The sequence below is a fragment of the Vibrio kyushuensis genome (assembly GCF_050337325.1).
Lineage (GTDB): Bacteria > Pseudomonadota > Gammaproteobacteria > Enterobacterales > Vibrionaceae > Vibrio > Vibrio kyushuensis.
Genome location: NZ_JAKJSV010000007.1, coordinates 179,841 through 201,891, shown reverse-complemented (window position 1 = coordinate 201,891; position 22,051 = coordinate 179,841). Strand labels below are relative to the sequence as shown.

Annotated in this window: 16 protein-coding genes; 13 read left to right on the top strand and 3 right to left on the bottom strand. The window is 40.1% G+C overall.

Annotation, left to right across the window (positions count from 1 at the left end; genetic code table 11):
- The first annotated feature begins 120 nt into the window (after window positions 1-120).
- From L4D20_RS16670 to cysE, 11 genes are all read left to right on the top strand, one after another.
- On the top strand, window positions 121-4,092 hold the full coding sequence (locus tag L4D20_RS16670; protein ID WP_428802715.1) for a glycosyltransferase family protein: 3,972 nt from the start codon (window positions 121-123) through the stop codon (window positions 4,090-4,092).
- A gap of 2 nt (window positions 4,093-4,094) precedes the next feature.
- Window positions 4,095-6,320, top strand: coding sequence for a DUF6270 domain-containing protein (locus tag L4D20_RS16665; protein WP_428802714.1), 2,226 nt, complete (start codon window positions 4,095-4,097; stop codon window positions 6,318-6,320).
- Entirely contained in the window at window positions 6,317-7,459 is a 1,143-nt protein-coding gene (locus tag L4D20_RS16660; protein ID WP_428802713.1) for a hypothetical protein, read from the top strand. The genes L4D20_RS16665 and L4D20_RS16660 overlap by 4 nt, the downstream gene beginning before the upstream one ends.
- A 184-nt stretch (window positions 7,460-7,643) precedes the next feature.
- Window positions 7,644-8,858, top strand: a complete 1,215-nt coding sequence (locus L4D20_RS16655; protein ID WP_428802712.1) for a glycosyltransferase family 4 protein — start codon at window positions 7,644-7,646, stop codon at window positions 8,856-8,858.
- Window positions 8,855-10,033, top strand: coding sequence for a glycosyltransferase family 4 protein (locus L4D20_RS16650; RefSeq protein WP_428802711.1), 1,179 nt, complete (start codon window positions 8,855-8,857; stop codon window positions 10,031-10,033). The genes L4D20_RS16655 and L4D20_RS16650 overlap by 4 nt, the downstream gene beginning before the upstream one ends.
- Before the next feature lie 42 nt (window positions 10,034-10,075).
- Window positions 10,076-10,726, top strand: coding sequence for an ABC transporter ATP-binding protein (locus tag L4D20_RS16645; RefSeq protein ID WP_428802710.1), 651 nt, complete (start codon window positions 10,076-10,078; stop codon window positions 10,724-10,726).
- A 193-nt stretch (window positions 10,727-10,919) separates the two neighbouring features.
- On the top strand, window positions 10,920-11,489 hold the full coding sequence (locus L4D20_RS16640; RefSeq protein ID WP_428802709.1) for a hypothetical protein: 570 nt from the start codon (window positions 10,920-10,922) through the stop codon (window positions 11,487-11,489).
- 83 nt (window positions 11,490-11,572) lie between these two features.
- Entirely contained in the window at window positions 11,573-12,007 is a 435-nt protein-coding gene (locus L4D20_RS16635; RefSeq protein ID WP_428802708.1) for a rhodanese-like domain-containing protein, read from the top strand.
- Between the two features lie 172 nt (window positions 12,008-12,179).
- Window positions 12,180-12,659 carry a protein-export chaperone SecB gene (secB, locus tag L4D20_RS16630; RefSeq protein WP_428802707.1) on the top strand — a complete coding sequence of 160 codons (480 nt, stop codon included), beginning with the start codon at window positions 12,180-12,182 and terminating at the stop codon, window positions 12,657-12,659.
- A gap of 222 nt (window positions 12,660-12,881) precedes the next feature.
- Window positions 12,882-13,919, top strand: a complete 1,038-nt coding sequence (gpsA, locus tag L4D20_RS16625; RefSeq protein WP_428802706.1) for an NAD(P)H-dependent glycerol-3-phosphate dehydrogenase — start codon at window positions 12,882-12,884, stop codon at window positions 13,917-13,919.
- Between the two features lie 65 nt (window positions 13,920-13,984).
- Complete coding sequence (gene cysE, locus L4D20_RS16620; RefSeq protein ID WP_428802886.1) at window positions 13,985-14,806, top strand: serine O-acetyltransferase; 822 nt, start codon at window positions 13,985-13,987, stop codon at window positions 14,804-14,806.
- Between the two features lie 122 nt (window positions 14,807-14,928).
- On the opposite strand, the gene L4D20_RS16615 is transcribed toward cysE, so the two are convergent.
- The 3 genes from L4D20_RS16615 to argE form a co-directional block, all read right to left on the bottom strand.
- Window positions 14,929-15,468, bottom strand: coding sequence for a PadR family transcriptional regulator (locus L4D20_RS16615; RefSeq protein ID WP_428802705.1), 540 nt, complete (start codon window positions 15,466-15,468; stop codon window positions 14,929-14,931).
- 499 nt (window positions 15,469-15,967) lie between these two features.
- The gene (gene ppc, locus L4D20_RS16610) at window positions 15,968-18,601 is read right to left on the bottom strand and encodes a phosphoenolpyruvate carboxylase (RefSeq protein WP_428802704.1); all 2,634 of its coding nucleotides are present in this window, start codon (window positions 18,599-18,601) and stop codon (window positions 15,968-15,970) included.
- A gap of 258 nt (window positions 18,602-18,859) precedes the next feature.
- On the bottom strand, window positions 18,860-19,996 hold the full coding sequence (gene argE / locus L4D20_RS16605; protein ID WP_428802703.1) for an acetylornithine deacetylase: 1,137 nt from the start codon (window positions 19,994-19,996) through the stop codon (window positions 18,860-18,862).
- A gap of 173 nt (window positions 19,997-20,169) precedes the next feature.
- On the opposite strand from argE, the gene argC reads away from it, so the two are divergent.
- Both argC and argB read left to right on the top strand, forming a co-directional pair.
- Window positions 20,170-21,174 (top strand): N-acetyl-gamma-glutamyl-phosphate reductase, encoded by a 1,005-nt coding sequence (gene argC / locus L4D20_RS16600; RefSeq protein ID WP_428802885.1) that lies wholly within the window; start codon window positions 20,170-20,172, stop codon window positions 21,172-21,174.
- 61 nt (window positions 21,175-21,235) lie between these two features.
- A complete protein-coding gene (gene argB / locus L4D20_RS16595; RefSeq protein ID WP_428802702.1) occupies window positions 21,236-22,027 on the top strand; it encodes an acetylglutamate kinase in 792 nt (263 codons plus the stop codon).
- Window positions 22,028-22,051 lie beyond the last annotated feature (24 nt).

Here is a 22,051-nt window from a genome sequence, read left to right as displayed (position 1 = left end):
GTAGTCGCGATATCTTTTAAAGGTATCGCGACTAATTGTATCTACCGTAACTTACTCTTTATAGCTTTATTTATATTTTACTATATAGCGGCCATTCAAGGTCTAATGATATTAAAAATTATGAAAAACAGTACGACTAGAATTGAAAAGAAAAAATTGAAGAAAATAAAAAACACTGAAACTATATCAGTAGACTCATTGGAATTAATGCTAAGAAAAGTAGTAGAAGAGAAAATATCCGCAACACCTGAGAATAATAATAGCTCTCAGGAAGTTGTGAATGAAGAGTTAAGATCTCTAAAGGAGCAGCTTGAAGAAACAACTGAAAAGCTAAGAGAAGCTAGACTAAAATACAGAGATGTTACCAAGACTAACGCTGAACTAAAGACTTTAGTGGACTCTACAGGTTGTAATAACCTTGAAGACAATGAAAAATTAGATGCGTTGAAGAAAAATTTTGATGATACAAGTGCAAAATTTAATGTTGCTAACACTAAAGTCAAATCTATTGAACTTATCAATAATGAATGCAAGAGAGATAACTTAAAAATAAGAATTGAAGTCTCAGATAAGAATATGGAGATCGAAAAGCTTCATCGAGAGCTTTCTATAGAGCGCGACAAGTTGATGAAAGTAAAAGATCACCTGTCATATAAGTTAGGTAATGCATTGGTACAGTCGTTGAAAAGTTGGAAAGGGTTTTATCAGCTTCCAGGGCGATTAGTATCAATTGGATCTATTGCATTAGAACGAAAAAAATCTCTGAAAACTCACGGGCAAACAGTTGTTTCAGAGTTGCCTTTGATTAGAAGTGAAGATCATGACTCTGAATTAAAGATTTATCGTGAAAAATTACTTCAACTTCCGAAAGTGACTAAAGCAACAAAGCTTAAAAAGTTAAAAGTTGCCACAGTAATGGATCAATTCACATTTTCTTCTTATGACCCTGAAGCAACGTTATTCCAGTTAACTCCAGAAAATTGGCTAATTGAAATTAGTGAATTTGAGCCTGATTTCTTGTTTATTGAATCCGCTTGGCGAGGAAAAAATGATCTTTGGGGAAGTAAAGTTGGACATACTTCGCAAGAGCTTGTTGGTATCGTAGATTGGTGCAATAAAAATAAAATTCCCACACTGTTTTGGAACAAAGAAGATCCAATACACTTTGAAACTTTTTTAAATACTGCAAAACTATTTGACCATATATTCACAACAGACATTGATTGCGTAAGTAGATATAAAAAATCATTAGGGCACAATAATGTCTTCTTTTTACCTTTTGCCGCTCAACCAACAGTTAATAATCCAGTAGAAAAATATCAAAGGAAGGATAAGCTATGTTTTGCGGGTGCATACTACGTAAAATATCCAGAGCGTACTAAAGATCTTAATAATTTTGTGATTAATCTGCCTGAATTTAAAGATATTGAAATATACGACAGAAACTTTGGGAAAGATGATCCTAATTACATGTTCCCTAAAGAATTTGATCCATACATAGTTGGAACATTAGCTTATGAAGAAATTGATAAAGCGTATAAAGGATATAATTACGCAATCAATTTGAACTCTATAAAGCAATCACAATCAATGTTCGCGAGACGAGCTTATGAGCTATTAGCATCAAATACCATAACAGTGAGTAACTTTTCTCATGGCCTAAGGTTGTTGTTTGGTGATCTGGTGTTTACAAGTGACTCTGGCTCGGAAATTGTACGCCGCCTAGAAGAGTTTACTGGTAGTGAACTTCAGCTTAAGCAGTTTAGGCTTGAAGCCTTACGTAAGGTGATGTCAGAGCATACCTACCAAGATAGAATTAACTATATTTACAGCAAGCTTTCTAACAGTGAAAAGCTCACATTGTTGCCTAATATTAAAATTATATCTTATGTGAAATCTCAAGAGGAACTAGACGCTATCCTTGAGTCATTTGAAGCTCAAACTTATATGTATAAGACAATTTCGGTCATCTTATCAGGCTTTACACTGCAAGATAATGTAATTGAAAATCAACGGATAAGCGTACTAACAGCAGAAGAGGCGAGTAAGTCTTGCCTGTTAGAGTTAGTCGAGGAAGAAGACTGCTGGTTAGGTGTAATGGTTGTTGAAGACTTTTATGGGGAGAATTACTTAACTGATTTAGCATTAGCCACACGTTATACCAACCATAGCATAATTGGTAAAAAAGCGTTTTACCGATGGGATAATGGGCTTCATGTTAGTTATCCAAACGCAGAATATAATGAAACTAGCGGTTTAACGTTAAGACATGCGATAGTCGATAGCACTCTATTAGAAAAACAAACATTGCGTGAGTTTATATCGACGTTATATACATGGAAGCACAACTCCTCGCAATTTGGTATTGATAGTTTTAATTACTGTATGGACGGTAGAGGGGAGTGTGAAAGTCTAGCTGAATTTAACAATATTGCCTGTATTAATAAAGGGGCTTCATTACTAGATTTGCAAACTCAGGCTGAGGCTATGAAGCCTTCAGAGGAAGATATTAGCTCTCTTAAAGCCATCTCCCCTGAGCAGATGTTATCACTAATTAAACCTATTAAAGGAAGCCAGTGTGTAGCTCAGCTACGTAATGATAAGTTGCAGGTATCCTCTCAAATCCCTGATGGAAAACATGAGTATTGGTATTCCAATAGTGATTTTAAACTCAAAGATATAAATGCAAACGGTAGTAAAGCTGTTATGCATTTAGAAACAACACCGGGTCTGAATTTACAGGTAGTGTTGCTCTTCTTAGATGCTAATAAAGAGCGCTTATCTCATACGATATTCCCGGCTAATAAAAATAGTGAAATTACCATACCTGAAGGGACTCATTATATTCGTCCTGGGCTTCGAGTTTATGCATCGGGTATAGCTGAGATCAGTAATCTATACTTGGAAGCAAAGCCTGTTCAAGTTCCAGAAAAAGTGGCTTGTAGCGACTACCTGTTGTTGACGAATAACTACGCAAGTTATGACGACCTATATAAAAATGGATTCGTTCATAGCCGAGTTAAAGCCTATAAGGAACATGGATTAAAGTGTGATGTATTTAGGTTTAAGCCTGATCTCAATGTCTCTTATCACGAGTTTGAAGACATAGATGTGGTTACTGGAGGGCGTGAAGTTTTAGAGTCTCAATTAAGTAACCATAAATACAAAACCATTATGGTGCACTTTCTAGACGCAAAAATGTGGGAAGTATTAAAACACCACATTCATGACACAAAAGTGATTGTATGGTGTCATGGTTCTGATATTCAGTCGTATCGACGTAGAGAGTTCTTGTATGAAACTGAAATTGAAACACAAAGAGCGAAAGAAATCGGCGAAAAAAGAGATAGTTTTTGGCAAACTCTTTTAGAGGATATGCCAAGAAATCTGCATATGGTATTCGTATCTCAATATCTAGCGACCTGTGTAGAAGAAGACTTAAACCTAAAGTTGCCTAAAGATAAGTACAGTATTATATCTAACCCTATTAATACCGATAAGTTTAACTATATTGCTAAACCTGTAGAGCAACGAAAGAAAGTTTTGTCTATTCGCCCATACGCTTCAAAGGTTTATGCTAATGATCTCTCGGTGAAGGCGATCTTGGAACTAAGCAAAGAACAATTCTTTAACGAGCTTGAATTTAGATTGGTTGGAGATGGTCCACTATTTGATTCTACGTTAGAGCCACTGAGCCAATTTGATAACGTAATTATTGAAAAGCGATTCTTAAACCATAATGAGATAGCAGAATTGCATAAGGAGTATGGTGTTTTCTTATGCCCTAGTCGTATGGACACACAAGGTGTGTCTAGAGATGAGGCTATGTCGTCTGGACTAGTACCTGTGACTAATGCGGTAGCAGCCATTCCAGAATTTGTAGATGATAAAATCGGTTACCTGAGTAATGAAAATTGCTATTTAGGTCTAGTCAGTGCCTTGAAATCACTATATGAAAATAAAGAAGAATTTATAAGTATGTCAAAACTTTCATCGCAACGAGTATTAAATAAAACTTCTAATAAAGTTATTACCACCGAAGAGATTACTCTAATTGAAACAATGTCCGTTGAAGCTGTAGATAAGGATTAGAAATGAAAGTTTTTATTTACGGTGGTTGTGTTAGTCGTGATATTTTTAATTACATGGATGAGTCGAAATATGAAATATCAGGGTATTATGCAAGAAGTTCTTATGCTAGTTCATTTTGTACTGAAAAAGTTATTGATAAGTGGAGTGAAAATATAAGCTCTAACTTTCAACGGAGAATGGTAGAGAGTGATCTAGGAAAGTTACTAGAGTTTAACATCGTCAACTCTGAGTTTGATATTATTTTATTGGATTTCAATATGGAAAGGCATCCATTGTTTATGTTTGATGATGGTAGTAGGTGTACGTTAAGTACTGAACTTAGAAGTGGAGGGTTTAACCATAAGGATAATAATGGAAGAATTATTCAACCTTTTACTGATGAAATGTATGAACTATGGGAAGAGGGTTGGGTTAAATTTATAGATCTGGTCGATTCTATAGGTGTTAGAAATAAGATAGTAGTTAATAAGCTGCAATGGACATATGAAATAGATGATAACCTCTCAAATTTAAATGATTTAAGCCATGATGAGACGAAAAGTGCGAAAGGTTTTATTTCTGAAGTATGTTCTAGTGTAAGCGGATTTATTTCGTCGAAGTCAAATGAAAAAGTCACTAATTTTGATGCTTTAGGGGGGAGGGAGTTTTCCGATAAATTTACTTTTGAATATATAAGGGAAACTAACCTTTACTTAAATAAAATATATAAAAGGATATCTTACGACCTCAAAGAAGAGCAGTTCTTATCTGTGAGTGATAATAATAACATTGCATCGAGATTACATAGGTGGGGCTTGAGTCCGTTTCATTATGTTGATAGATATTATAATGAGCTTTCACAAAAGTTATTGATATTATCAGAACGCATGAGTAGCAATGTTCAGTCTCGTAAATTATACTTCCCTATTAATAATAGTGAGTCAGTATTCAATACCTTAGAGCCAATAAGTCAATCGGAATTATTGGGAAGTAATAATAATGAATTTAGAGTGAGTAATAAAAAATACGGATTTACATATCACTACTACTCAATTGATGACTTTAAATTTAAGTTTAATGGAGGTAGTGGACTTCACTCTATATATGTAAATGATAATCCTCTTGAAATACTTATTTCTAACGGTGAGTCTCAAGAATGCAACCAAGATGCAGTGCTGTTTTTTACTTCTGCGATAACAAAAAGAACTAGCATCAATGAACCATACTTCAATGGATATAATTATGCAAAAAGCTCTGACAGTCTCTGTGTGATGATTGCAGATCCTGTAATGAGAAAAAGCGAAGAAATAGCTACGGGGTGGTATAATAATTTATTGGACTTTGATGTAATTAGTACAATAGAAATAGTAATTGAGGTTATTTCTAATTATTACAGAACTGAATTTATTGCAGTAGGTGGTTCTGCCGGTGGGTTTGCAGCTCTTAATTTTGGGGCAAGGTGCAAACAAATAAATAAATGCTTTGTTTTTGGACCTCAGACTGATCTGCTCCAATATCACAAGAAATCTGTTTCAAGGTACTTCAAAGTTGCCTTTTCCATGGATATTGATATTGATGACTGTAATAATAAGTCGTTGTTTGAACGTTGGAATGTAGAGCCTAATCTATCTGAAATATATGGGAGTACTAGTGTTAAGCCTAAAGTTGTGTACTTGGTTAACGATTCAGATTATGTACACTTAAACAATCATGCAGTCCCATTTATTTCTGGAGCATACTCTAAGATAGATAATACAGTTCGAAAAACTATCACTCCGGAGTTATTGTATATAAAATGTAGTTGGGGGAAGGGGCATATTCCTCCCAATAAAGAGCTTATTTATTCAGTTTTAGATAGTATTATCACTACCGGAGGTATTATCGAATCAGAAAAAATCATTGATGATGTGGGTGCGTTGAACAGTTTAACAAATAGAAGCGAAAATATTTTTGATGAATTTAAAAAAAATCTGATATGTAATGTTGAAGTTAATGATAATACTATGACTTGTAGCGTATCCTTACCTAAGGAGCAGTCTTGTAAAGATGTGGTTTTTGCATTTTATTTACTCGTTGATGGAGTTGCGAAATGTAAAAGGATGTACAGTAAGAAGTCAATTGTAAACTTTGAGTTAGATTGTTTTGACATTGAAAATGATCCTATTTCAGTCAAGTTTTATATTAAAACTGGCAGTTTGGTGGTAACGATTGAACATAATTTTGTAGATAAGAAAGTGGTCCTAAATTGAAATCAACAATTACTCTAATAAAAGATGAAGATTCTGTTTCTATTAAAGTAAATGTGGCAGGTGTACCATCTGGTAAATACGCATTCTATCTTTATAGAAATAAGGAAAAGATTGATACTATTTGGTACTCTAGTAATTCCTCAGTCATATTTAATATATCGAAAACTGGAATGTATTATGCTATGGCATTTGTTAGGGATGATACTGGAAGCACAAAGTCATATAGGTCAAATACAGTATCTTTTCTTGGGAATACTATTGATATTAGCTTGGACGATTTGTTTATTCATAAGGATGAACTTGGTAGTTCAATTACAAGGTTCAATGTTTTATCTGGGAAATATAAAATACCCTGCTATATATCGTTAAATGGATTGAGTTTACATCAGGAAAGAAAACTATTTGTCCTACTTAGTGGTGCGGCTCCAATTGGTGCTCCTACCCCTCTTTTTAATAGAATATCATGGGAGTCTGATTTTCCTGGGGTTGTAATAGCTATAGCAGATCCTGTAATCAATGAAAAAAACTTGATCGATGGTGTCAGGGCTGGTTGGTACATAGGTTGTTCTTCGTTTGATCTAACATCCATAATAGCTGGTCTAGTCATAAAGTTATCAAATGTTTTAAATGTTGATCTAGGCAATGTAACTACATATGGTTCTTCTGCAGGAGGCTTTGCTGCAATTCAAATTGCAAGGAAAGTATCAAGGAAAGCATTAGCGATATCGATAAACCCAAGATTAGATGTATTTACTAGTAATAAAGTAATGTTTCGTAATTTTTGCAAGGTTTCATTTGATAGGCAGGAGCCAGATGAACTAAGGAAATACTACTTAGATAGATTCCAAGTGCCAAAAAACTCGAGTGAGATTAGTTGCCGAGTATTACTAGTACAAAATATAAATGACCTAGATTATTATAACGGTCAATTTCTCCATTACTTTTCAAAACTGAATGTTCCTTTGATAAACGTACGAAAAAATTTATCTATTGAACAGTCAGGCCTAGAGGAGTTGAATTCGCATGTACTGGCCTTAACATATGAAGGACCGAATTCTCACTCCGGAGAGCCAAGAGAACTAGTATCTGTTTTATTGAGCATTGCAAACTCTATTAAAACTCATACCTACGCAGTTTAATGAAAGCTCATCATACTCAGATTAAGTTTTAATATGATGTAGGTATACTTAAGCGTATTTTGGATAAGTGCCGATGTATAGAATATGCTTAATACATTGAAAGGTTAGCATTTGGCAGTGCAGTGAAGTAACCGATAAACGATGCTATCAAGTTCTATATTGACGGTCTATTTGGATTATAATTGTGAAAATCGCCATGTTGGTCTGGAACGAGTTTCTAAATGATGCTCGAGTCCTAAAAGAAGCGCAAACCCTACACAACGCAGGCTATCAAGTCTGCGTTCATGCGTTATATACCCCAGGAAAGAATAAGCAACAAGAGGCACTTGAGTGCGGTGTGAATGTTAAACGCGTGCCTCGTAGCCCGTTTTGGAAGTTAAGGAAACGAAACGAAACTGTTGAGAGTAGTTCGACAACAACAGTTAAAGTGAAGTCCTTATCAACCCATAGGCAGTTACTTAGATTGATCGCTCGCAGTTGGACTCATTTATCCCTTTGTAAAGAATTGGTGAAGAGTAAGCCTGATGTTATTCATGCCCATGACGTTAACGTTCTTCCTACTGCTTGGTTAGCGGCTAAGATCTGCCGAGTTCCTTTAGTTTACGATGCTCATGAGATTAGTACGAGTAGAGAAGGATACCAAGCTTTTCGCAAGGTAGTGGGGTGGGTCGAAAAAAAGTTAATGCCAAGGGCATCAGGCACCATTACCACAACAGATATGAGGGCCAAGTACCTTGCCCGCGCTTACGGTATTGCTCGTCCAATCGTATTGCAGAATCGACCTAGGAGAAGTGTACCTACACAAAAGACAGATTATTTGCACAGTTATTTATCTCTTGAAAATGATTGGCCTATTATTCTGTATCAGGGGGGGCTGCAAAGTGGTCGAGGGTTAGACACATTCATTCGTTCAGCGGCATTGGTTGATAATGCTTATTTTGTCTTGATTGGTGGTGGGCGCTTAACTGGTGAGTTACATGAACTAGTGAAATTACTGAAGCTAGAGAATCAAGTCCATTTTATTTCTACGGTTTCTTTGGCAGAGCTACCACTTTTTACGGCTTCGGCTGATATTGGTGTTCAACCTATCGAAAACACCTGTATGAACCATTACACTACAGACTCAAACAAACTATTTGAATATGCACTTGCTGGGCTACCTGTAATAGCGACTGATTTTCCCGAAATAAGAAAAGTCGTCAATGGTTATCAAATTGGACAATTAATCACCGAGCAAACAGAGCAAGCACTGGCTGTTGAACTTAATGACCTTATTGATCACCCTGAAAAGCGAGCTCTATACAGGTCTAATACTTTGGAATATAGAGGAAAACTATGTTGGGAAGAGCAAGAGTACAAATTAGTTGAGTTATATCAATCGATTCTGGAGGGTAAGTGAATCCTAAACGCCTGCTCATACTGAGTTTTCATTACACGCCTGATTTGTCTGCCTGCTCGTTTAGAACTGAAGCGCTCGTCAAGCATTTATCTGAAGCCTACCCTGATGTAGAAATTGATTTGGTGACGACGTTTCCATCTCGCTATGTCTCATATTGTCCAAGTTGTGCTGATGGCAGTCCATACCCTAATGTGAATATATACAGGGTAGAGGTTCCATTTATTTATACAGGTGTTGGCTTTGTGAGCGAAATGCTCTCGTTTTCTTACTTTGCGGCAAAAGCAAAAGCTCATGTTAAAAGTAGAGATTATGATCTTGTGTTCGGTACGAGTGCTAAATTAGCGACAGCAACGTTAGCTCGATTTTTGGCGAACAAGAAGTCAGCTAAGCTTTATCTTGATATTCGAGACTTGTTTGTCGATAACATCAAAGATATGTTCCCTCGCTTTTTTGGTGCCGTTTTTCTTCCAGTTTTTAAGAAAATAGAATTCTATACATTTAAAGATGTTGATCGTCTCAATATTGTCTCGGATGGTTTTTTAGCTCATGTCGGTAAATATGTCAGCGATGAGCGCCTTCGAAGCTTTACTAATGGAATAGATGAGAACTTTACGCAGTTACCTGATAGGCCGCGTTATTGCCAGTCTATTAATATTCTTTATGCAGGAAATATTGGACGAGCTCAATCACTTGAAAAAATCATCCCTAAACTAGCTTCAATTGAGGGTTTGAGTATCAATATTACAGTTGTAGGTGACGGGCGAAATGCTAAACAATTAGAAATAATATTGAGCGAACGCAATATTCAGAATGTAACGCTGCATCGACCTGTTTCTAGAAATGAGCTTATTCAATATTATCAACAAGCGGATATTTTGTTCTTACACCTTGATGATTGCGAATGCCTAACACGAGTTATTCCTTCAAAAGTGTTTGAATATGCGGCAACGGGCCTACCTATGTTGTGTGGCGTCAATGGGTACACAAAAGAGTTCATCGAGCAAAATATTCCTAATGCTATTACCTTTAGGCCAAATGATGTTGATGATTGTGTTCAGAACTTCAAAGCGTTGTCTTTAGGTATCACAAAAAGAGAAGAGTTTAGCTATAAATATTCTAGGCGTAAGATTATGCAAGCAATGACGAAAGATATTGGCGATGTTCTTTATAGTTAAAACTCGATTCATGATTGGTTTATCAGAGGCAGTAAAAGCAATATGATCACGCTACAAAACTTGACTAAATATTACCCTTCTAAACTCGGGAATCAGTATATATTTCAAGATCTTGATTTTACGTTCCCTAAAGATAGAAATATCGCGATTCTAGGGTCAAATGGCGCTGGTAAATCGACACTTTTTCGTATCATTGCTGGAAGTGAGTACCCAAACTCCGGCCGCGTTATTACGGATCAGTCTATCTCTTGGCCAGTAGCGCTAGCGACGGGTATTCATCCTCAGATGTCAGGGCGAGAAAATACTCGATTTATAGGTAGGGTTAATGGTGTCGCTGACTTGGATGAATACGAAGAGAAGGTCAAGCAATTTGCTGAATTGGGCGTTAAGTACGATTTACCCGTTCAAGGTTACTCTAGTGGTATGCGTTCTCGTTTGGCATTCGGTTGCTGCATAGCGATCGACTTTGATGTGTACCTCATTGATGAAGCTACGTCTGTTGGTGATCAGAAATTTCGTAAGAAAGCGAAACAAGCACTGCTAGAAAAAAGTCAATCTGCTAGTGTGATTATGGTGAGCCATGATATTAAAGAAGTTAAAGAATTCTGTGATAGTGCGATTATTTTACATAAAGGTGAGTTAACGTATTACCCGGACTTAGATGAAGCGCTGAAAATCTATAAAGAATTGTAATTAATTAAGTTTACGGTTTCAGCTACATATGTTTATGGCTTAATGGGTCATTCCTTTGAAAATAATAAAATATCTATTCTTTATCTGCATCTTACCTATAAGCTTTTATTCATCTGGCACACCCTCCTCTCGTTCCCTGTGCTCTAAACAACTCAATTACACTCTTTACCTAACCGGTATTAAAACTGGATACATGCATAAAACAGAGCAGTGGCAAGATAGTCGTGTGCTGTCAAAAAGCCAAAGTCGTGCAAGTATTTTAGGTATTGGATCATCGTATACCCAAAGCTCAGAAATGTCCTTGAACGACGGTCAATGGTTGACTCAATCGTTTCACCAAAAAGTAACAGGCTTTCGTAAGCGAGACATGCAAGTCTCTTTCCCTGATTCCTCACATCAATCTTTGGTGACACTCAATAATAAAGAGTATCGCTACGAAAGCATCGGTGAACCGCTTCGTGATATTGATACGATTACTATGCAGTTACGACAGAATCTATTAGATGATAGAGAAAGCTTCTCTCTAGTTCGTCAGGCGTCAGACGGCGTTGAGCTGTATCAGTACGAAGTGTTAAGCCTTCAATCAAAAGAGTATGACAGGTGGGGAAGTATGGACGTGATTCCAGTTAAGCAAAGTGGCGCAGACAAAATTACCTATTACTTTTCTCCTGAACTCGATTATCAAATTGTGGAAGCGTATTACCATGGCTTCCTATTAAATGGTCGAGCTGAGTTGGTTGACTTCACGTCTAGTTGCAATTGAACTCTATCCTGACTAGCCTCATCAACGCTTCCTCGCTATACTCCTGACTGAATTTTAAGCCAAAAACAGTAAGAGTGCAGGATATGCAAGAATACATAGATTTTTTCCAAGAAAATATGATCCTATCTTTGGTATGGGCCGGTCTTTTTGTCGCTTTAATCATGAGCTTCGTAAAATCAGCAACCGCTGCATATAAAGAGGTCACAGCGTCTCAAGTGACTCTGCTTATGAACCGTGAAGAAGGTGTTGTGGTTGATATCCGCTCTAAAGATGAGTTCAAAAAAGGTCACATTACTGACGCAGTTCACATTTTACCTTCAGATATTAAAGAGGGTAACCTGAGCAACCTTGAAAAGCACAAATCTAACCCAATCATTGTGGTATGTAAGACAGGTCAAACGGCAGCAGAGAGCGCTAACCTACTTGCAAAAGCTGGCTATGAAAATGTAAACCTTCTTAAGAATGGTTTAGCTGGTTGGAGTGATGCAAACTTACCACTCGTTCGTGGTAAGAAATAAGCACAACCCAGTGATAGTAAGCCTAGCTTGATGATGTGTTGCCTAAAATGGCAGCACTTATCATATAGAGATGTGATAGTTTCCACGAAATTGCGGATTTAATTACGCAATGTAACATCTCTCGGTTAGTCTCAATGACAGAATTTATTACCCGAATTTAAAGGATTTCAACATGGCTGAAGCAGCACCACAAGAACAAGCGCAAGATTTCGCTATCCAACGTATCTTTCTAAAAGATATCTCTTTCGAAGCACCTAACTCTCCAGTTATGTTTCAAAAAGAGTGGAACCCAGATGTGAAACTTGACCTAGATACGCAAAGCCGTGAGCTTGGTGAAGGCACTTACGAAGTTGTTCTACGTTTAACTGTAACAGTTAAAAACGCAGAAGAGACAGCTTTCCTATGTGAAGTTCAGCAAGGTGGTATCTTCACTGCTGGTAACATGGAAGCGGGTCAACTAGCACATTGTCTAGGTGCATTCTGCCCTAACATCCTGTTCCCATACGCTCGTGAAACAATTTCTAGCCTAGTTGTTAAAGGTACGTTCCCTCAACTTAACCTTGCACCAGTTAACTTTGATGCATTGTTCATGAACTACCTACAGCAACAAGCTAAAGAAGGCGAAGCGTCTCCAGAAGCTGAAGCAAAATAATAACCTAAGCAGTCCGTTGCTAAGCGATTACTTTGCTAAGTAATAGGTTGCGATAGGTGAACAATACGTGGGTTTAATCACTAGCGTATTAAAGAAAATGCACAAAGCATCAAATTAGAATGATGCGATGTGCATTTTTTGTTTAGAATGACAATAAACTCATCTCTATAAACAAGTTCTTATTAACTCGTTCTTGTAAAACAAAAGTGATCAGGCAAAGTAATGACAAACTCAAATGTGAATAATGCTTACGGAAAAGAGATTGCGATGACCGTTATAGGGGCAGGCTCTTATGGCACCTCGCTAGCTATTTCTCTAGCCCGTAATGGCGCTAACGTTGTAATTTGGGGACATGAACCTAAGCACATGGCTCAATTAGAAGCAGATCGCGCTAATCATGAATTCCTACCGGGCATAGACTTTCCTGAAAGCTTGATTGTTGAATCAGACATAGAGAAAGCCGTTCAAGCTAGTCGCGACTTACTTGTCGTTGTTCCTAGCCATGTGTTTGGATTTGTTCTTGGCAGCTTAAAGCCTCACTTACGTGACGATACTCGAATTTGTTGGGCAACTAAGGGGCTTGAGCCTGAAACTGGCCGCCTATTAAAAGACGTAGCTAACGAAGTACTTGGTGAAGGTTATTCTCTGGCTGTGTTATCGGGGCCGACTTTCGCGAAAGAACTTGCGATGGGCATGCCAACTGCGATTTCAGTTGCTTCTCCAGACGCTCAGTTTGTCTCTGATCTCCAAGAAAAAATCCACTGTAGCAAAACGTTCCGTGTTTACGCCAATAGCGATTTTACTGGCATGCAACTTGGCGGTGCGGTTAAAAATGTTATCGCGATTGGCGCTGGCATGTCTGATGGTATTGGCTTTGGTGCAAACGCTCGTACTGCATTAATTACCCGTGGTCTTGCTGAAATGACACGTTTAGGCGCAGCGCTTGGCGCACAACCTGAAACCTTTATGGGTATGGCAGGTCTTGGCGATTTAGTTCTTACTTGTACCGATAACCAATCACGTAACCGACGCTTTGGTTTAGCCCTTGGTGCCGGTAAAGGTGTGGAAGAAGCTCAAGTAGAGATCGGTCAAGTGGTTGAAGGCTACCGGAACACTAAAGAAGTGTGGATGTTAGCTGATCGTATGGGCGTAGAGATGCCAATTGTTGACCAAATCTATCAAGTACTGTATCAAGGAAAGGATACACGTTTAGCGGCGCAAGATTTACTTGCTCGTGATAAGAAGTCAGAAGGGAAGTAAGAGTCACCTTGCATGCAGCTCATGTTACATAGAAGCGCTTAGGTGAGTTTGGAAAGGGATTAATGATGAAGCATTGTGAAAAAAATAAAGTATGGAAGGCGATCACGCGTGAAGCCCGTGAACAGTCTGAACAAGAACCAATGCTGGCGAGCTTTTATCATGCCACCATCATTAATCACGATAGCTTAGCCGCTGCGCTGAGCTATATTCTTGCGAATAAATTAAAAACTCCATCAATGCCTGCGATGGCTGTGCGTGAAGTGGTAGAACAAGCCTTTGCTGCCGATCCTGAGATCAGCCGTGCAGCGGCGTGTGATATCTGCGCAACGGTTACTCGAGATCCAGCTGTCGCGATGTACTCATTGCCATTACTGTATTTGAAAGGTTATCACGCGCTGCAAGGTTATCGTGTCGCTAACTGGCTGTGGAAACAGGGCCGTGTTGCACTGGCTACCTATCTTCAAAACCAAATCTCAGTTGCCTGCCAAGTGGATATTCACCCTGCGGCTAAAATTGGTCGTGGCATTATGCTCGATCACGCGACGGGTATTGTGATTGGTGAAACCGCGATTGTTGAAGATGACGTTTCTATTTTGCAAGACGTAACACTTGGCGGTACGGGTAAAGAGTGCGGAGATCGTCACCCTAAGATTCGCGAAGGCGTGATGATTGGCGCGGGCGCGAAAATACTGGGTAATATTGAAGTCGGTGAAGGTGCGAAGATCGGCTCGTGTTCAGTCGTGCTACAAGCGGTACCAGCTCATACAACGGTTGCAGGTGTTCCAGCCAAAATAGTGGGTCGCCCTAAAACGGATAAACCATCACTGGATATGGATCAGCAGTTTAATGGCAAATCTCAGAGCTTTATTGGTGGTGATGGGATTTAAACTTATCAGTAAGCTTTAGCTAAATTATAAAGAGATAAGTAGGGTATTCAAGTTAGACAAATCTTAAAGGACGATGTGAAAGCATCGTCCTTTTTCTTTAATTCGAATTAACCTATTTCGAACTATCCGATAGCACCAAGTTCAACCAGCACTTCTTCAGCCCAGACTAACCAAGCTTGACGAAGTAACAGGTTACGACGAAGTGTTAGGCGCTCTAGACGTTGCTGTTTATCAAGCGTTGATGGCGTTGCGTAATACGCCGCTTCAATTTCTTGATAGTGAGCAACAAGCTTATGAGATTCAGCCACTAATTCATGCAGTTGAGTGTGGTAAGGCGCTGAATCTTGTACTGCGCATGCCATTAGCTTCGCTGAAAATTCATCTCTAACGGTTGGGTGTGCAGTCGGTTGATCAAACCATTCACCTAATGCGCCACGGCCAGCGTCTGTGATGGAGTAAACTTTGCGATCAGGCTTGCCTTCTTGAGGTTCAAGAACACAGGTAACGAGCTCATTTTGAGCCATTTTATTGAGTTCACGATACACTTGTTGGTGGCTAGCTTTCCAAAAATAGCCAATGCTAGCGGAAAACTCTTTCGTGATATCGTATCCAGTTGCGTTGCGTGTACTAAGTACAGTGAGGATTACGTGTGGTAATGACATGTCTTTAATCCAAATAGGTCAATAAACTACAAAATAACGATGTTCAAACATTGGTTGTGCTTCATGGCACTTATTATTTCTATGTTTAAACAACACCAACTTTATCGTGTTGGTTATGTCACCTTTTAAAAGCCGTTTATCACCTAGCCGGAGTCGAGCTGATATTGAGTTGTTATTATGACTGCGAGATATTTAGTATATGTGTGCTATCGCAGTGGTGCAGTAGTATATCTAAATATAAGCATAAAGTGGAATAGAAGGCGGGGTTTACAATAAAAACTGATAATTAACTCAATAACGTTGCAAAAATGGAATATTAATCTGCAATAATGGGTCGTTTTGTGCCATTTCTAGTGTTGTTTTTGATATTTGATAGGATTAATAGAAGATAAAAATAGAAATGCAGCACGCTAATTGTGCTGCATTTTCTTTGTTTCATAGATTTTAGAGCTTATTTCATAGAACTACAAGGTAGATCAAGAAAGTGCATATTGCTCATCTAACCTGTATTTCGCATACCTGCGGCTATTCCGGCAATGGTCACCATCAGTGCTTCTTCAAGCTCAATCGCTGGTGTGTCTGTTTGACGAGTACGGTAGAGCAATTCAGCTTGTAACATATTCAATGGCTCAACGTAGATGCTACGTAAACGAATAGATTCAAGGCCCCAAGGGTCGCTCTGCATTAGGTTCTCGTTGTTTTCAACATTCAGTACTGCTTTGATGTCTTTTTGCAGTTGATCTCTTAGGCGGTCACCAAGTGGGATCAATGCTGGATCAGCAAGACGCTCATCGTAATAACGTGAAATATCGATATTACATTTTGAGTAAACCATCTCAAGCATACCAAGACGAGTCGAGAAGAATGGCCATTCACGACACATTGTCTCTAGCAGTTCTTGATGGCCTTTATCAATTGAGTATTGAATAGCTTCACCGGCGCCTAGCCATGCTGGCAAAACCAAGCGGTTTTGGCTCCATGAGAAGATCCATGGGATTGCACGTAGACTTTCAACACCACCATTAGGGTTACGTTTTGACGGGCGAGAACCGAGTGGCAGTTTGCCTAGTTCTAGCTCAGGCGTTGCTTGGCGGAAATACGGAACAAAGTCAGCTTCGCCTTGCACGACATTACGATAAGACTCACATGAAACCTCAGACAGCACATCCATAAGATCGCGCCAGTCCTGCTTAGGCTCAGGAGGCGGAAGAAGGTTCGCTTCTAAAATGGCACTCGCATACATATTAAAGCTATTCACCGCAACTTCAGGCAAACCAAGCTTAAAGCGAATCATCTCGCCTTGTTCAGTAACACGTAGGCCACCTTTCAAGCTTTTTGGTGGTTGAGATAGAAGTGCAGCGTGCGCAGGTGCACCACCACGACCAACGGTACCGCCACGGCCATGGAACAAGGTCAGTTCAATGCCTTCTGCATCACAAACCTTAACCAGTGCGTCCATCGCGCTGTATTGAGCCCAACCCGCAGCCATAACACCGGCATCTTTGGCTGAATCAGAGTAACCAATCATCACCATTTGGTGGTTTTGGATAAAGCCGCGATAAAGATCGATGTCCATCAGCTGCTTAATAACCGCTTCAGCATTGTTTAAATCGTCAAGCGTTTCAAACAGCGGGCAGACATCCATACGGTACGGACAGCCTGACTCTTGAAGCAGTAGGTGAACAGCCAATACATCAGATGCTGTACGTGCCATTGAAATCACATAAGCGCCAAACGCTTCACGTGGTTGAGTTGCCACAATCTTACAGGTGTCTAAAACTTCTTTAACTGGTGCTGAAGGCTCCCAATCACGCGGTAATAGTGGGCGTTTAGAGCTTAGTTCGTTGGTTAAGAAAGCAATCTTGTCTTGCTCACTCCATTGGTCATAATCACCAATGCCAAGGTATCGAGTAAGCTCAGAGAGAACATCAGAGTGACGCGTACTCTCTTGACGGATATCCAAACGGACAAGATGAACACCAAACGCTTTAATACGACGCAAGGTATCGAGCAGTGAGCCATCAGCAATAACGCCCATACCGCATTCATGCAGTGATTGGTAACAAGCGTAAAGAGGAGTCCATAATTGGTCGATATGTTGCAGTGGTGCTTTAACTGCAAGCTTTTGACCATTTACTTTGGCATCGAGAATTTCTAGCGTTTCGTTAAGTAGTGAACGAAGCCCTTTTAAAACGGCGCGGTAAGGTTCGTGTTGATCATCGCCAGCAAGTTCACGAACGGCATCGTTACACTGAGTCATCGATAGTTCAGAAACGAGCTCGTTGATATCGCCTAGGTACAGATCAGCGGCTTTCCAACGAGAAAGTAGCATAACTTCACGAGTGATCGTGTGTGTTACGAATGGGTTACCATCGCGATCGCCACCCATCCATGATGAGAAGTGAACCGGGCGAGCATCAATTGGCAAACCTTCACCAATGTAGCTCTCAAGGCGCTCATCAAGCTCACGTAGGAACTCTGGTACACCTTCCCATAATGAGTTTTCTACAACCGCAAAGCCCCATTTTGCTTCATCGATTGGCGTTGGGCGCTGCTTACGCATGACATCCGAATGCCAACCTTGAGCAATAAGTTGCTCTAAGCGACGCTCTGTCTTTTGGCGTTCTTTGTAAGAAAGATCACTAAGCTCTAATTTAGACAAGCACTCATTGGTTTTAACCAACTTGTTGATCATCGTACGACGGGTGATTTCTGTAGGGTGAGCAGTCAGTACCAGTTCAATATTCAGATCTCGAACCGCTTGAGCAGTATCTAACTTACTGATGTCATTTTTACTAAGCTTGGAAAACAGACTACTAATGGCGTCTGGCTCACATACATGCTCTTCACAGTGGCGTGAAATGGTATGGTATTGCTCGGCCATATTGGTCAAATTTAGGAATTGGTTAAATGCGCGTGCAACCGGCTTAAGCTGTTCATCAGGTAAGCTCTTAATCTCTTCAATCAGAGTTTCGCGGTCGGCTTTATTGCCTGCACTTGCTGATTTAGAAAGCTTACGAATAGTCTCAACTTTCTCTAAGATAACGTCACCATGTGCATCTTTAATGGTGTTGCCAAGCAAGCGGCCTAGCATGCTTACGTTACTTTTGAGTGCAGCGTATTTTTCGTTCATTTGTCATCCTGCCTTGTAAAAAAATTACATCCAGTGTTCCTTCATTAGTAGACAATCTAGCGAAAAATGCTAGTAAGAGTCAAACATTGAAGCATAAGTTTGCATTTATTGTGTGAGTGAATGTAAATCAATAGAAGTGCGATTTGATTGATGAATTACTGAAATTTTATTACAGGAACTGGGTAGGAAAGCGTGCTAGTTACTTGATAACAGCACGCTTTTTCGATTAAAGGCTGGGTGTAGGATGTTGATATAGGGTTAAAAACAGTACTTATACATGGCCTTAGAAAGAATATTGATGGTTGGGTCGATAAATTCGAAAGCTAAGAATTCATCCGGTTGATGCGCTTGATCAATCGAACCTGGGCCTAAAACTAGTGTTGGGCATAGCTCTTGTAGGAAAGGCGCTTCGGTGCAGTAGTTCACCGTTTCTGATGGAGTTTCGCAAATGGACTCTACGCCCGCTATAAATGGGTGGTCATGTTGGCATTCATATCCAGGGATCGGTTCGTGCAATGGCGTGACTTCTACGCGTCCAGGCCACTTCGCCTCCACTTCTTTTAGTGACGAACGCAGCATATTATCCAATCCATCAAGGCTTATGCCAGGAAGTGGACGCACATCGTAGTGAAGCTCACAGCAGCCACAAATGCGGTTTGCACTATCGCCACCATGAATGTGGCCAAGATTAAGCGTTGGGCTAGGAATGGCAAAGCCCGGGTGGTGATACTCTTTGATTAGCCTGTCGCGAAGTTGCATCAGTGCAAACATCACTTCATGCATGATCTCGATGGCGTTGACACCAAGGGCAGGATCGGATGAGTGACCTGATTTACCTGTAATTCGCACCGCATTAGCGACGTGCCCTTTATGGCCTCTGACGGGCACTAAGCTCGTCGGCTCACCAATGATGCAGTAGTCAGGTTTAAAAGGGGCATTCTCAGTAAAGTGACGCGCACCGAGCATGGTGGTCTCTTCATCACAGGTGGCCAAAATATACAGTGGCTTAGTCTGCTTACTCCAATCGACTTTCTTTACCGCTTCAATGATAAAAGCAAAGAAGCCCTTCATATCTGCAGTACCTAAGCCGTAAAAGCGATTGTTTGCTTGAGTTAATGCATGCGGTTCAAAGCTCCAACGCCCGTCATCAAAGGGTACAGTATCGCTGTGTCCAGCGAGTAATAGTCCGCCTTCACCCGTGCCTTTTTTGGCAATCAGGTTGTGCTTTCCTTTTTCGACTTCCGTGACTGTCACTTCAAAGCCGATGTCTTTTAACCAGGTAGCGAGCTTTTCGATTACCTGACTATTGCCTTCATCCCAACTTGGGTCGGTTGAACTGATTGAAGAGGTTGAAATAAGACCTTCATAGACCTCAAGGAAACTGGGTAATTGCATATTATCTTCACTTCTACTGTTGACAGAAATACGTTAAGAGGGTAAAACACATATTAAATCATTATTTGTGAATAAAAAATCAATTTAAACGGTTTTTTTAAAATTAATAGTCAATTTTGCTTTAAGTATGAACTTGAGCCTGAACTTGGAAGTTGTAGATGTCACACGCTGAAATACTAAAAACCACAATTATTGGCGCTAGCGGTTATACCGGAGCTGAACTGGCGGTGATGGTGCAAAAACACCCACAGCTTACGCTATCAGGTTTATACGTTTCCGCCAACAGCGTCGATGCAGGAAAAAATATCGCTGAACTTCATGGCAAGCTGGCTGGCGTTATAGATATGCCTGTTCAACCTTTGGTTGATGTACAGAAAGCAGCGGCAGAGTGTGATGTGGTTTTTCTCGCGACAGCACACGAAGTGAGTCACGATTTAGCGCCAGTCTTTTTAGAGAATGGCTGCCAAGTGTTTGACCTTTCTGGTGCATTCAGAGTGAAAGGTGAAGGTTTCTATCAACAATATTATGGCTTTGAACATCAGCACGCAGCGTGGCTAGACAATGCGGCTTATGGCTTAGCGGAGTGGAATGAAGACGCGATTAAGCAAGCTCAATTAGTTGCGGTTGCCGGGTGTTACCCAACGGCATCACAGTTAGCGATTAAACCTTTAGTAGAGTCGGGACTACTCGACCTTAATCAATGGCCAGTGATCAATGCAACCAGTGGTGTGACAGGTGCGGGCCGTAAAGCTTCGATGGTGAACAGTTTTTGTGAAGTGAGCCTTCAGCCTTACGGTGTGTTTGCTCATCGTCATCAACCTGAAATCGCGAGCCACTTAGGTCGTGATGTCATCTTCACTCCGCATTTAGGTAATTTCAAACGTGGCATTTTGGCGACGATTACAATGAAGCTCGCATCGGGTGTAACGGTTGAACAAGTTAACCAAGCTTTTGCCATTGCGTATGAAGGCAAGCCAGCAGTTCGTTTGCTTGATGAACAAATGCCGAGAATACAGAACGTAGAGTTCACCCCATTTTGCGACTTAGGTTGGAAGGTCCAAGGTGAGCACATCATCGTAGTTTCTGCGATTGATAACCTGCTTAAAGGCGCTTCAAGCCAAGCGATGCAGTGCTTAAATATCCATTATGGATTTAATCAATTGACGGCCTTACTTTAAGAATCGCCAGTCATTGAAATAAAACGTTAACTAGATAAGACAGACGCAGTAAGGAACAGCCATGACAGTAAACCAAACAATGCCACTCGTGATTAAGTTAGGCGGAGCTGCATTATCGTGCAGTGATACGCTAAGTCAGCTATTTGCTGCCATTGAAACTTATCAGCAGCAGGCTCGACGACAAATCGTCATTGTTCATGGTGGTGGTTATCTGGTGGATGACCTAATGGGCAAGCTGAATCTGGAAACAGTAAAGAAAAACGGTTTGCGTGTTACGCCTTACGATCAAATTCCTGTGATTGCAGGTGCCCTTGCTGGAACTGCGAATAAGCTGTTGCAAGGTCAGGCGATTAAAGATGGTCTTAAAGCTGTGGGTTTGAGCCTTGCCGATGGTGGATTGTGTCACATTGAAGAGCTAGATCCTGCACTTGGTGCAGTTGGTAAAGCGACTCCAGGTGACTCTACTGTACTACAGGCGATATTAAATACCGGAACACTGCCAATCATTAGCTCTATCGGGCTGACAAAGGAAGGGCAGCTAATGAACGTGAATGCTGACCAAGCCGCTGTTGCAGTTGCTGGGGCGCTTGATGCAGAGCTAGTACTGCTTTCTGATGTGAGTGGTGTACTCGATGGTAAAGGGCATTTAATTGAAAGCCTTACTGAGCAGCAGGCCGATGCTTTAATTAAAGGTCATGTTGTGACTGATGGCATGATTGTTAAGGTAGAAGCAGCGCTAGAAGCTGCGAATGATTTAGGTCGCTCAATCCAAGTTGCGACTTGGCGTTACCCTGAAAAATTAGTCAAATTATTTGCAGGTGAGAATATAGGAACGCTTTTTTTGCCTAAATAACGTCTTACCTAAGTAGCTGATGCT